Here is a 12722-nt window from a genome sequence, read left to right as displayed (position 1 = left end):
TATGCCGGTCTCAAAAGCACCGCAGTCAGAATGTGGGAGCTGGCTTGCCTGCGATTACGGTGGGTCGGCCACTGCATTCATACACTGACACTCCGCTATCGCGGGCAAGCCCCAATGCCAGTCAGTTAAGCGTACATCGCCCTCTGTAGGAGCGAGCTTGCTCGCGAAAAACGTCAACGATAACGCGTATTTCCTGAGTGAACGCGGCGCCTGTGAGTTCTTCGCGAGCAAGAGCTAGGCGCCCCCCTCGCTCCTACGAAAAACCTTAACTGACTGGCATTAGGGCAAGCCCGACTCCCACACTTTGATTTTCATCTATCAAATAGCAGTCGAAAAAAAAGGCGACCGAAGTCGCCCAAAATGCCTTGCGTGCCCGTGCAACCTGGAAAAACCTAAGGTTTTTTACGCTTGTTCGCGTCTTTCCAGATAAAAATTCCAAATCCTACAAAAAACAACACCATGAGGCTTACAGTCAGCACCCCGGCAAATACCACATTATCGATGAACATGACCGGCCTCCTGCACTTGCCCTGTTGCGATAGGGCTAAGTTAATAGAGAAGGCGGATTGGAAAATTGACCGGGGTCAATGTCGCCCACGACAGGGCGTAAAGAAGGGCAATAACTGACCTGCATCAAGGGATGCAGGTTGTTTCAACGCTTTTTTGGCTTGTTCTTCGATTTCTTCTTCGCCTTGCCCAGCGGCATCGCCTGCTCAAACGCCTGGCGTACTTCATTCAGGCGTTTGTCATTGAGGTCATGCACGCGCTTGGCGCGTTCGGCATTCAGGTCGATCAGCTTGTCGTCTTCACTCATGGCTTGGCTTACGTCGTGGAGGAGATAGCCCAATAATGCGGCCTGCTCCGTTCAACGGCAAATCAGCGAGCGACAAAAGGCAGGTGAGGGCGTTGTGTGCGACTAAACTTCGACGTCTACCCACAAGCCCTGGCGCGGTGCGTCTTCGATCAAGGGGATAACCGGAACGGTATTGTCGGCATTGAGCATATCCCCGGGAATAGCCAGGTGCTGCTCCGGGTCGTCATCGGCTTCACGCCGGCGTTTCTGCTGTTCCTGCTGGCGGCGCTGTTCTTCGCGCAGCAAAAACGTAGAAGTCTCGGCATCGCCCTTCTTAAGGTCAATGGTGCTTTCGTTGGAGCCCGGCTGAACGGGCACCACCGGCGGGATATCCGGCTTCTGGCGCACCGGATCAAGTTGTGACGTGACCGGCACAACGCTGACGGGCAGCATGGGTGGCAGCATAATGGTTATTCTCCTGATCAACAGGCTGTCGGCGGGTGCCAGGGCGACTTGAGCGCAGGCTTGCCAAGCTGTGACCCAGTCGACACTCGCAAGTGCCCGCCGCCCGTCGATCCACCGCTGCATACGCGCCCCGAAGGCAGTAGTTTTTGTCAGAGTCCTTGGGCGTGGGGCCTTGTTCCGTTAACATAGTCGGCTTTTTCACGGCGGGAGTCAGGCAGCATGGCGCAGCAGTATCAACCGGGGCAACGCTGGATTAGTGACAGCGAAGCGGAGCTGGGGTTAGGCACCGTTCTGGCACAGGACGGCCGCTTGTTGACCGTGCTCTATCCGGCCACTGGCGACACTCGCCAGTATGCGCTACGGAATGCGCCCCTCACCCGCGTGAGGTTTTCGCCAGGTGACAGCATCACCCATTTCGAAGGCTGGAAGATGACCGTGCAGGAAGTCGACGACGTCGACGGCCTGCTGGTTTACCACGGCCTCAATGGGCAGAACGAACAGGTCACCCTGCCGGAAACCCAACTCTCCAACTTCATCCAGTTCCGCCTGGCCAGCGACCGCCTGTTCGCCGGGCAGATCGACCCGCTGGCCTGGTTCTCGCTGCGCTACCACACCTTGGAACACACCAGCCGCCAGTTGCAGTCCGCGTTGTGGGGCCTGGGCGGCGTGCGTGCGCAGCCCATCGCGCACCAATTGCATATTGCCCGCGAAGTCGCTGACCGTATCGCACCACGGGTACTGCTGGCCGACGAAGTGGGCCTGGGCAAGACCATCGAAGCCGGCCTGGTGATCCATCGCCAGCTGCTGTCGGGCCGCGCCAACCGCGTGCTGATCCTGGTTCCGGAAAACCTGCAGCACCAATGGCTGGTGGAAATGCGCCGCCGTTTCAACCTGCAGGTTGCGCTGTTCGACGAAGAACGTTTTATCGAGAGCGATGCCACCAACCCGTTCGAAGACACCCAGCTCGCCTTGGTTGCGCTGGAATGGCTGGTGGACGACGAGAAGGCCCAGGACGCGCTGTTTGCCGCGGGTTGGGACCTGTTGGTTGTCGACGAAGCCCACCATTTGGTGTGGCATGAAGACAAAGCCAGTGCGCAGTATTCGCTGGTCGAGCAACTGGCCGAAGTGATCCCCGGCGTGCTGCTGCTCACCGCCACCCCGGAACAACTGGGCCAGGACAGCCACTTCGCACGCCTGCGCCTGCTGGACCCGAACCGCTTCCACGACCTGCAAGCCTTCCGCGCCGAAAGCGAGAACTATCGCCCGGTGGCCGAAGCCGTGCAGGAGCTGTTGGACAAAGGCCGCTTGTCGCCCGCCGCGCACAAGACCATCCAGGGTTTCCTCGGCAACGAAGGTGAAGCCCTGCTCACCGCCGTCAACGATGGCGATACCGAAGCCAGCGCACGCCTGGTCCGCGAGCTGCTCGACCGCCATGGTACCGGCCGCGTGCTGTTCCGCAATACCCGCGCCGCCGTGCAAGGCTTCCCCGAGCGCAAGCTGCACGCCTACCCGCTGCCGAACCCGGACGAATACCTGGAATTGCCGCTCGGCGAACACGCCGAGCTGTATCCGGAAGTCAGCTTCCAGTCGCAGCCGGATATCGAAGAAGAGAATCGCTGGTGGCGCTTCGACCCACGGGTCGAGTGGCTGATCGACCAGTTGAAGATGCTCAAGCGCACCAAGGTGCTGGTGATCTGCGCCCACGCCGAAACCGCCATGGACCTGGAGGACGCCCTGCGCGTGCGCTCCGGCATTCCGGCCACGGTGTTCCACGAGGGCATGAACATCCTCGAGCGTGACCGCGCCGCCGCCTACTTCGCCGATGAAGAGTTCGGCGCCCAAGTGCTGATCTGCTCGGAAATCGGCAGTGAAGGTCGCAATTTCCAGTTCTCCCACCACCTGGTGCTGTTCGACCTGCCGTCCCACCCGGACCTGCTGGAACAGCGCATCGGCCGTCTGGACCGGATCGGCCAGAAACATGTGATCGAACTGCACGTGCCGTACCTGGAAACCAGCCCGCAGGAGCGCCTGTTCCAGTGGTATCACGAAGCGCTGAACGCCTTCCTCAACACCTGCCCGACCGGCAACGCCTTGCAGCATCAGTTCGGCCCGCGCCTGCTGCCGCTGCTGGAAAACGCCGACGACGGCGAGTGGCAAGCCCTGATCGACGAGGCCCGTGCCGAGCGCGAGCGCCTGGAACAGGAACTGCACACCGGTCGTGACCGCCTGCTGGAACTCAATTCCGGCGGCGCGGGTGAAGGCGATGCATTGGTCGAGGATATTCTCGAGCAGGACGACCAGTTCGCCTTGCCGATCTACATGGAAACCCTGTTCGACGCGTTCGGCATCGACAGCGAAGACCATTCGGAAAACGCGCTGATCCTCAAGCCGAGCGAAAAAATGCTCGACGCCAGTTTCCCCCTGGGCGACGACGAAGGGGTGACCATCACCTACGACCGTAACCAGGCGCTGTCGCGCGAAGACATGCAATTCATCACCTGGGAACACCCGATGGTACAGGGTGGCATGGACCTGGTGCTGTCCGGTTCGATGGGCAATACCGCCGTGGCGCTGATCAAGAACAAGGCGCTCAAGCCCGGCACTGTATTGCTGGAACTGCTCTACGTCAGCGAAGTGGTTGCGCCGCGCTCGCTGCAATTGGGTCGCTACCTGCCGCCGGCCGCCCTGCGCTGCCTGCTGGATACCAATGGCAACGACCTGTCGGGCCGCGTGTCGTTCGAAACCTTGAACGACCAGCTGGAAAGCGTGCCACGGGCCAGCGCCAACAAGTTCATCCAGGCTCAGCGTGACCAGCTGACGCCACGGATCAATGCCGGCGAAGAGAAGATCGCCCCGCGCCACGCCGAGCGCGTGGCCGAGGCCAAGCGTCGCCTGGCTGCGGATACCGACGAGGAACTGGCACGCCTGACCGCGTTGCAAGCGGTCAACCCGACCGTGCGCGACAGCGAGCTGGTTGCCCTGCGCAACCAGCGCGAGCAAGGCTTGGCCATGCTGGATAAGGCCGCGCTGCGGCTGGAAGCGATCCGGGTGCTGGTGGCGGGTTGATTGTCGCCCTGCCCTGCTGAACAAGAAGGCCCGCGCAATGCGGGCCTTCTTTATAGGCTTCACGGGCCTCATCGCGGCATAGCTATCTACACAATTTTTAAAGGCTGAAAAATCTCCCTGTAGTGAGCGGGCTTGTCCCGCGCTGGGCTGCGAAGCGGCCCCAAACCAGGCGGCCGGGTTCTACCTCTAGTTCGGCGATGCCTTGATTGGGGCGGCTTCGCCACCCAGCGCGGGACAAGCCCGCTCACTACATAGATGTGTAGGTACCCATGCTCATCGCGAGCAAGCCCGCTCCCACAGGGTGAATGCATTTCAAAATGTGGGAGCGGGCTTGCTCGCGAAGGGGTCTGCCCGGTCTCAAGCAGTGACCGCCTGCGCCGGCACCTCCACCGCCCCCAGCCCATCTTTCATCCGCTTGGCATCGCGCACAAAACTGCGCGAAGCCTGGAACAGGAACAGCATGGTGAGGAACAACGCCACCGGGATCAGGTACATGGCGTCGTGCAGACCCACTGCCTTGTAAGCCTCGGTCATCTGCTCGGCCCCTGCCGCGTACATCGCCGAGTGCGCAAAATGATCGGAAAGACCACCCACGACAATCGGCCCCATCCCGCCGCCCAGCAAGTACAACCCGGCAAAGAACAACGCCATTGCGGTCGCCCGCAAACGCGGTTCAACCACGTCCTGAATCGCCGTGTACACGCAGGTATAGAAGTTATAGGCAAACAACCACCCCACACTGAACAGCGCCACAAACACCCCGATCTCGATGCGCCCTGCGTGCAACGCCCAACCCGTGGTCACGGTGGAAATGATCAGGCTGAACGCTGCAAACAACAGCCGGCCATTGGCGACACGCTGGTGGACCTTATCGGCGATCCAGCCACCCAGGGTCAGGCCCACCAGGCCGGTCAGGCCGACAATCACCCCGGTGGCGACCGCAGCGTCCTGCAATGGCATCAGGAAGTAACGCTGCAACATCGGCACCAGGAAAGAGTTGCAGGCATAGGTTGCAAAGTTGAAGCACAACCCGGCCAGCACCAGCCACAGAAAGGTCGGTACCGCCAGCACGCGGCGAATCGGGCGGTCGACGCGTTCCTGGGAGACTTGCACGGTTTCCGCCGCGCCGCGCTTGGGCTCCTTGATATAGAACATGAACACCGCGAGGATCATCCCCGGCACGGCGGCAATGAAAAACGGCGCGCGCCAGCTGTCGAACGCCTTGACCATCCAGCCGATGGTGAAGAACGCCAGCAACAGGCCCAACGGCAGGCCCAGCATGAAAATCCCCATGGCCCGCGCCCGGCGATGGGCGGGAAACAGGTCGCCAATCAGCGAGTTGGCGGCCGGCGCGTAGCTGGCTTCGCCAATGCCGATGCCCATGCGCACCAGCAGGAACGTCCAGAAACTGCCGACCAGGCCGTTGACCGCCGTCAGCCCGCTCCAGGCGAACAGGCCCCAGCCCATCAGTTTGCTGCGCGAGCCGGTGTCGGCCAAACGCCCGAGCGGCAGGCCGGCAATGGCGTAGACGATGGTAAAGGCGGTGCCGATGATGCCGAGCTGGAAGTCGCTCAGGTGCCATTCCATGCGGATCGGCTCGATGATGATCGCCGGGATGGTACGGTCGAAGAAGTTGAACAGGTTGGCGAGGAACAGCAGGAACAGAATGCGCCAGGCATTCGCCGCTTGGGTCGAGTTCTGCATGGGTCCGTCTCTTTTATTGTTATGAGAGCTGCGATGCCCGATGCATCCCGCCCGGTACCTGCAACATAGTCAGGCGCACGGCGCTTGTCTGTAATGATTCGTAAAGCTGATAGGGCATGATTTGACCGGGCGCTACGGCACTTTGCCTACGAAAATATAAGTACGCGTCCCCCTTCCCAACGGCCATGGCCCGGATAGAATGGCGAGCCTTCCCGTAGTCCCCTACTTACCTTCCTAATCGATGACGCCCATGTCCGAAGCCAGTCCGTGTCTGAATTGCGGTGCCTGCTGTTCATACTTTCGTGTGTCTTTCTTCTGGGGTGAGTGCGCCTCGTCAGGGGGCACGGTACCCGACGACCTGGTCGTGCAGATCAACCCCACCCGCGTGGCCATGATCGGCACCGACCAGAAACCCGCGCGCTGCTGCAGCCTTGAGGGTGAAGTGGGCCAAGCGACCCGTTGCACGATTTACGATGAACGCTCCAGTGTGTGCCGCGAGTTTGATTCGTCCTGGAGCCAGGGCGTGCAGAATATCGACTGTGATGCCGCTCGCGCCGCCTTCGGCCTGGCGCCCTTGGAAGCCCCTTTCGAGCTGGAACTGCCCATCAGCGCTTAGCACCAGACGCGATGCCGGGCATGCCAAAATAATTCAAAGCAAAGTGCCATTAGCGATGGCAAATCCCGCAAGGCTTCTATACTCGACCGCATAGGTCATCGCCTCTGGCAGTGACGTGACGCTATGACAGGGCATGCTATGGAATGGCTGGGTCTGCATTTTTTTACTGAGCTTCCGGAACACGGGCATTTATTACTCAATTGCAGTCATAACCCGTTCCTGGTGCTGTTGGCCTATCTGGTCGCGTGCGCGGCGGGTTTCGGTACGCTGGACATGGCTGAACGCGTCGGCCATGTCGAGGACCCCACCGCGCGGCGCAACTGGCGCTGGCTCGGCGCCGGTTGCCTGGCGGGCGGAATCTGGTCGACCCACTTCATCAGCATGCTGGCCTTCCAGGCGCCCGTTGCGATCCACTACGAACTGATAATGACGTTCGCGTCCTTGCTGATCGCCCTGATCGCTTCGTTGTTCGCCATGCAAACCCTCAGTCATGCCAACCTGCGCTTGCACCAGTATTTGCTCGCGTCGGTATGGATGGGGATCGGCATCGCCCTGATGCACTATGTGGGCATGTCGGCCATGCATTCCCAGGCCCAGGTGTATTTTGAGCCCGGGCTGTTCATGGCCTCGGTGGGTATCGCCATAGGCTCAAGCCTGGCGGCGTTGTTGCTGTCGAGCTACTTGCGCACCGGTACCGGCGTGTTTCACCAACTGCTCAAATATGCCGCCAGCCTCGTATTGGGCGCGGGCATTCTGAGCATGCATTTTACCGGCATGGCGGCGATGCAAATGATCGTCCCCACCGGAGCGGACCTGTCGTTACCGACGGGCAATAACCCTATCCAACTGGGCCTGTCGGTGGCCGTCATCACCCTGCTGGTGATCGGCAGCAGCGTCAGCGCCGCCTTGGCCGACAAGAAGCTGCAACACAAGGAACGCGATTTGCGCCGGGTCAATGCCCTGCTCAGCGAACTCGACCAGGCTCGCGCCTCGCTGCAACAAGTGGCCCACTACGATGCCCTGACCAGCCTGCTCAATCGGCGGGGCTTCAACCAGATCTTTGCGGAGAAGCTCGCCGAGAAAACCGCCTCCCACGGCATGATGGCGGTGATTTTCCTTGATATCGACCACTTCAAACGCATCAACGACAGCCTCGGGCATGACGCCGGCGACCAGTTGCTCACGGTCCTGGCCGGGCATATCAAAGGCTCGGTGCGCAGCCACGCCGATGTGGTCGCGCGGTTTGGCGGCGATGAGTTCTGCATTTTGATCAGCATTCACCACCGCGACGAAGCCCGGCACCTGGCCCAGCGCATCATGCAACAGATGAAAGAACCCATCGAACTGGCCGGCCGTCGCATGGTGATGACCACCAGCATCGGCATCAGCCTGTTCCCCGATGACGGCCTGACCTGCGAGGAGCTGCTGAAAACCGCCGACCTGGCGCTTTACCAGTCCAAGGACATGGGGCGCAACAGCCTGAACTTCTTCAGCTCCAACCTGAAAACCCGCGCGTCCCTCGAATTGCAATTGGAAGAAGAACTGCGCGGTGCCCTGCGCGCCCGCAATCAACTGGTGCTGTTCTATCAGCCAATCTTCGACATGAAGCAGGGCAAGGTCACGCGGCTGGAAGCCCTGGTGCGCTGGCAACATCCACAGCACGGGCTGCTGGGACCGGATCGGTTTATCGGCATTGCTGAAAGCAACGGGCTGATCGCCGAGTTGGATCACTGGGTACTGCGCCAGGCCTGTCATGACCTGAGCCTGCTGTCTGACCGTGGTTATACGGAACTGACCATGTCGGTGAACTGTTCGGCCCTGAACCTGGCCCGCGATGAGCTGGCGGACGAAATCGAAGATGCACTGCGCTTGAGTGGCATCGCCGCCACCCGCCTGGAATTGGAAGTGACTGAAAATGCACTGATGGGCAACATCAGCAGCACCCTGGCACTGCTGCGGCAAATCCGCGCGCTGGGCGTGTCGCTGGCCATCGACGACTTTGGCACCGGCTACTCATCCCTCGCCTACCTCAAGCGCCTGCCGCTCAACACCTTGAAGATCGACCGCTCGTTTATCCAGGATATTCCCAAGTCGATTGCCGATATCGAGATCGTCCAGGCGATTATCGGCATGGCCCACACCTTGCACTTGCAAGTGGTTACCGAAGGTGTGGAAACCCAGGCGCAGTTCGAGCTGCTGCTCAAGCATGGCTGTGATTTCGTCCAGGGCTACCTGCTGAGCCCGGCGGTGGCGGCCAACGACATCATCGGCGTGATCCAGGGTATCAACCTGCGCGACCCACATGGCGGGGCGGCTGCCAAGGACGGCAGCTCGGCAAAAGAGTCCTCCCCAAGCCGCGACAGCCCCACTTCCATCGCAAGGCCAATTCGCTGACGCCTAAACTTTGGCATTTCGCCATCATTTGCCTAAAGAACGCCGACGAACGGCCGATCCATCAGAGTCCGGCCAGGTTTTTCCCTGAACACTTCAAGGGGTGAAGCCGCTCGTCCAGGACAAGGACGCACTGCAAAGTCGCGAACACCCATTCCGTGATGGCCCCTTGATTTCCTCAGCCATCCGCCCAGGCACATGGCGCACAATGACTTCTAAAAATAACTCTGCCACCGTGGTATCCGACGTGTTGCTCAAAGCTCCTGCGGACAAACCCTCAGGTTCAAAGTCATTGAGCACCGCCCGCCCGCTGGCCACCCAGCAATACCTGTACTTCACCGAAACCAATACCGACCGCATCCTCGACAACCTCGACGGCCTGCGCGACATGGTGTTCCCGCGCCCACCCCATCTGGAAGGCGACAGCGATCCGCGCAGCGAGCAGGAATTCCCTTCGGTATGCCTGATCGGCCTGGGCCGTTGCGGCTCGAACATCGCACTGGACGTGGCGGAACTGGTGTACAACGCGCGCAAGTTCTACTTGAACGAATTCAGCAACGAAGACAAGTCGCAGGACAAGGGCTACAGCCCGGCCCAGTGGCTGCGCAACAACCTGCGGCTGGGCAGCGGCAAGGCGAGCAAACCGGTGTTCCTGGTGGAACCGCTGGTGATGCTGGGCGACCTGGACAAAGACATCGCCGGGCGCATTCGCTTCTCGCGCAAGGGCGAAAAAAGCGGTTTCCTGCGCGACTACAGCAAGATGAAAATCATGGACCTGTCGGAAGTCCATGCCGGCGGCGCCGGTAACGCGCCGATCCTGGGCCAGTACCTGGCCAAGATTATCCTCAATAAAGATACCCAGCGTTTTTCCAGCCCCGACTGGAAGATGATCCACTCGTACCTGATCGACTCCTGCGGCATCAAGGCCAACCAGTCGCGCCTGTACTTCTCGATCTTCAGCGCCGGCGGCGGTACCGGCTCGGGCATGGCCTCCGAATTCGGCCTGGCGCAGCAACATTCGTACATGAACAAGACGTTCGACACCAAGCCCGCCGACGAGCACGACAGCAAGAGCGGCCACGCCTTTGTGTTCGAGCCGATTTTCACCAGCGGCATCTGCGTGCTGCCGAATATTTCCGACCATCGCAGCGAAATGTCCGAAGCGCTGCACATCAACGCCGGGCGGCTGCTGTGCAAATACCTCTCGGAAGAATGGGATTTCTCATACAACTTCGACAATGAAGACAGCAGTGAAGCCAGTGTGAAGGGGCGTATCCGGCCGTGGAACGCGATGATGCTGATCTCCAACGACATCATGCGTTATGCAGAAGAAAGCGACGACGGCAACATCCAGAACATTGATGTCAATGCCATGGAAAAACACGCCAACCAATACATCTCCCAACAGATCTTCAACATCCTCACCGCCCAGGCAGTGACCACCGACTACGACCAGAACTACTTCCGGCGCGCCGGTATCGACATCGGCGAAACCATCCGCCTGGATGCCAACGACCTGTTCATGAGCCTTGCCGGCCCAGTGGCGATTGCCTACGCCGAATCCGTGGTTCCCGAAACGCCGACACCGTCGAGCGACAAATTCAAGGTGTTCGAAAAAGAGCCACAGCGCCTGAATATCGATGACCTGTTCTTCCGTTCCATCGACCTGCCGCACTTCAACAAGGTCACCCAGGCCATCGAAGGCATCAGCCTGCTGCCGATCGAGTCCAAGCGCTACAAGGCGTCCCTGGAGCAGTACAAGAACTCCGGCTACGACGCAGCGGCGCTGCATGACCTGCACTTTTTCAAGAACTGCTCGTCGGTGGTGTCCATCGTGTCCTTGCCCAAGGACTACAAGCTGTCCTATATGGACCTGAACCGGCTCAAGACTCACCTCAACAGCCTGTTCCCCAACACCACCCTCAAGCGCTACGCCCTGGTGATCGGCGCCTCGGCCAACCTGTCGCTGACCACCCTGATCGCGAAAAGCCCGTGCCTGTCGGATGACTTCCTTACCTTGATCGTGGCGTTTATCAAACGCTGCTTTGCGCGCAACCCGTACCGCTTCGACGACACACTGGACAACTCGATCCTGGACTTCATCATCCACGAGGACTTCGACGAAGACCGCATCGACGAATTGCTCAACGAGTTCGAGAACCCGGCGAAGATCCTCGATACCAACTGGTATGCGATCAAGCCGATGTATGAGAAGAAGTACCGCGAGCTGATCAACGACAAAGACAAGTTTGTGTCGATCAATGACATTCGCCTGTCACGGGACTGCGTGAAGAAGGCGATCAAGTACCTGCGGGAGATTTACCGTCACCGCATCGGCAAGACCAAGGTTATTTCGTTGAATAACCACACCGGCAAGACCGGCTGAAGCCCTGCGGCGGCGCCCTTCGGCGCCGTCGCAGCCTTATTGGGCTCGTCGTTGGTGCAGGTAGGCGACGATGGCCTGCTCATCTGCGGACTTTGCCGGCCGGGGCAGTTGCTTGGGCCACGCAGCCTCGTGGGTACCGAAGAACTTTTTCTGCTCAGCCTCATCCCAGCCGCGGATTTCACGCGAGGCCGATTCCCACCAGCCCTGTCGACACACGTCGTAATAAGGGTTCTCAGGCGCCGCGCTGCCGTAGAGCAAGTCGCGGCCAACCCTTTTCAGATGTTTGCGCTGATTACGCAGCTTCCATTTGATCAGCAGCCGCTGCCAGGCGCTGGGCATAGGCTTGACCTGGGGCACGTCGAGGCAACGCGCAACCAGTTCAGGCCCGAAGGTCTCGCCGTGAAGACCGAAAAAATGCGCCTGCATGGCGTGGAAAAAGCGCTTCTCGGCATAATAGTGATGAACCCACTTGCTGGACTCGCGCACCGTCTTGCCACGCATCGCAAAGGAAATCGCGACTTGCTCGATGGTGTGGATATCGAACGAGCCCTCGGTCCACGCGTCGATCAGGCTGATCGCGGTGTCGAGCAGCGCCGTATCCGTGTCACACACGCCGCACAAGCCACTGTTGTAGAGCTTGAAGCCGTTACTCGCAGACACGCCATGGGCATGCAGGTGCGTGCCCAGCTTGAGGTAATCCGGACGTTTGCAGACATAGCTCCAGTCGTACTCGAATTCGTCCATCACATACTGGCCAGGCGCGATAAGTTCGAACACACGATGCGGGGACTTGAGGAACAGCGTGTCGGTATCGACAAACAGCGTCTTGTCCGCAAGCTTCAACCCTTCGGCGATCGCACAGGCCTTGCGCCGGTGGGTATAACCGTTGTCACCCTGCCATCGGGCCAGGGTCTGCTCGTCCAACGCCAGGGTTTCCACCGGCCAGCCGGTGAAGTCCTGGGGCCGGTCAGTCATGACCCGGATGCACAGCGACTCGCCCCGTTTGAGCTGCGCCAGGGCGGTGAGAATGCTGAACTTGGCTTCGCGCCGGTAAACTTCCTGTTTACCGTAGATAAGGTAAAGCAACTGGTGCGAGGGTTTCGCTGAGAGGGGCAGCGTTGACGGCATGACGAGCTCCGGATGACAGGCGGCGAACTCTACCGGATTCCAGCCCTTCCTACGCTGCGATCTGACAATTGCCGGCTTATATTCACACCGCGAAACAATTCTTCCGCGCTTTCGGCGACGAGAAAACTGTTCCCATGACGTGCGCGTCACCCCCCGCTGTGACCTTTCTTCAC

9 protein-coding genes are annotated in these 12722 nt (G+C 60.0%); 4 read left to right on the top strand and 5 right to left on the bottom strand.

From position 1 onward, the window contains the following. Positions 1 to 392 precede the first annotated feature (392 nt). From ccoM to BLL36_RS03660, 3 genes are all read right to left on the bottom strand, one after another. Positions 393 to 509, bottom strand: a complete 117-nt coding sequence (ccoM, locus tag BLL36_RS31455) for a cytochrome c oxidase subunit CcoM (protein WP_003172387.1) — start codon at positions 507 to 509, stop codon at positions 393 to 395. A 143-nt stretch (positions 510 to 652) separates the two neighbouring features. Next, the gene (locus BLL36_RS30955) at positions 653 to 814 is read right to left on the bottom strand and encodes a hypothetical protein (RefSeq protein WP_090219949.1); all 162 of its coding nucleotides are present in this window, start codon (positions 812 to 814) and stop codon (positions 653 to 655) included. A gap of 102 nt (positions 815 to 916) precedes the next feature. Beyond that, a complete protein-coding gene (locus BLL36_RS03660) occupies positions 917 to 1258 on the bottom strand; it encodes an aspartate-semialdehyde dehydrogenase (protein ID WP_076950096.1) in 342 nt (113 codons plus the stop codon). 219 nt (positions 1259 to 1477) lie between these two features. On the opposite strand from BLL36_RS03660, the gene rapA reads away from it, so the two are divergent. Continuing rightward, complete coding sequence (rapA, locus tag BLL36_RS03655) at positions 1478 to 4324, top strand: RNA polymerase-associated protein RapA (protein WP_076950095.1); 2847 nt, start codon at positions 1478 to 1480, stop codon at positions 4322 to 4324. Positions 4325 to 4681: 357 nt separating this feature from the next. Here rapA and BLL36_RS03650 read toward each other — a convergent pair whose 3' ends face one another. Further along, on the bottom strand, positions 4682 to 6028 hold the full coding sequence (locus tag BLL36_RS03650; protein ID WP_076950093.1) for a spinster family MFS transporter: 1347 nt from the start codon (positions 6026 to 6028) through the stop codon (positions 4682 to 4684). Between the two features lie 250 nt (positions 6029 to 6278). Between BLL36_RS03650 and BLL36_RS03645 the strand changes: the two genes are divergently transcribed. The 3 genes from BLL36_RS03645 (at position 6279) to BLL36_RS03635 (ending at position 11421) form a co-directional block, all read left to right on the top strand. Further along, on the top strand, positions 6279 to 6644 hold the full coding sequence (locus BLL36_RS03645) for a YkgJ family cysteine cluster protein (RefSeq protein ID WP_076950092.1): 366 nt from the start codon (positions 6279 to 6281) through the stop codon (positions 6642 to 6644). 138 nt (positions 6645 to 6782) lie between these two features. Further along, entirely contained in the window at positions 6783 to 9038 is a 2256-nt protein-coding gene (locus BLL36_RS03640; protein WP_076950091.1) for a putative bifunctional diguanylate cyclase/phosphodiesterase, read from the top strand. Positions 9039 to 9243: 205 nt separating this feature from the next. Next, entirely contained in the window at positions 9244 to 11421 is a 2178-nt protein-coding gene (locus BLL36_RS03635; protein ID WP_076950089.1) for a hypothetical protein, read from the top strand. A gap of 36 nt (positions 11422 to 11457) precedes the next feature. Here the strand turns inward: BLL36_RS03635 and BLL36_RS03630 are convergent, their stop codons facing one another. Further along, a complete protein-coding gene (locus BLL36_RS03630; RefSeq protein ID WP_076950088.1) occupies positions 11458 to 12549 on the bottom strand; it encodes a hypothetical protein in 1092 nt (363 codons plus the stop codon). Positions 12550 to 12722: the final 173 nt, after the last annotated feature.

The organism is Pseudomonas cedrina subsp. cedrina, assembly GCF_001983175.1.
Taxonomy (GTDB): Bacteria; Pseudomonadota; Gammaproteobacteria; order Pseudomonadales; family Pseudomonadaceae; genus Aquipseudomonas; species Aquipseudomonas cedrina.
Note: the sequence above shows the minus strand (reverse complement) of the source record. Positions and strands in the feature narration are given on the sequence as shown.

Bases quoted from the DNA above. Each gene is read 5' to 3' on its own strand.
- ccoM (WP_003172387.1), bottom strand. From the start codon at position 509: ATGTTCATCGATAATGTGGTATTTGCCGGGGTGCTGACTGTAAGCCTC.
- BLL36_RS30955 (WP_090219949.1), bottom strand. From the start codon at position 814: ATGAGTGAAGACGACAAGCTGATCGACCTGAATGCCGAACGCGCCAAG.
- BLL36_RS03660 (WP_076950096.1), bottom strand. From the start codon at position 1,258: ATGCTGCCACCCATGCTGCCCGTCAGCGTTGTGCCGGTCACGTCACAA.
- rapA (WP_076950095.1), top strand. From the start codon at position 1,478: ATGGCGCAGCAGTATCAACCGGGGCAACGCTGGATTAGTGACAGCGAA.
- BLL36_RS03650 (WP_076950093.1), bottom strand. From the start codon at position 6,028: ATGCAGAACTCGACCCAAGCGGCGAATGCCTGGCGCATTCTGTTCCTG.
- BLL36_RS03645 (WP_076950092.1), top strand. From the start codon at position 6,279: ATGTCCGAAGCCAGTCCGTGTCTGAATTGCGGTGCCTGCTGTTCATAC.
- BLL36_RS03640 (WP_076950091.1), top strand. From the start codon at position 6,783: ATGGAATGGCTGGGTCTGCATTTTTTTACTGAGCTTCCGGAACACGGG.
- BLL36_RS03635 (WP_076950089.1), top strand. From the start codon at position 9,244: ATGACTTCTAAAAATAACTCTGCCACCGTGGTATCCGACGTGTTGCTC.
- BLL36_RS03630 (WP_076950088.1), bottom strand. From the start codon at position 12,549: ATGCCGTCAACGCTGCCCCTCTCAGCGAAACCCTCGCACCAGTTGCTT.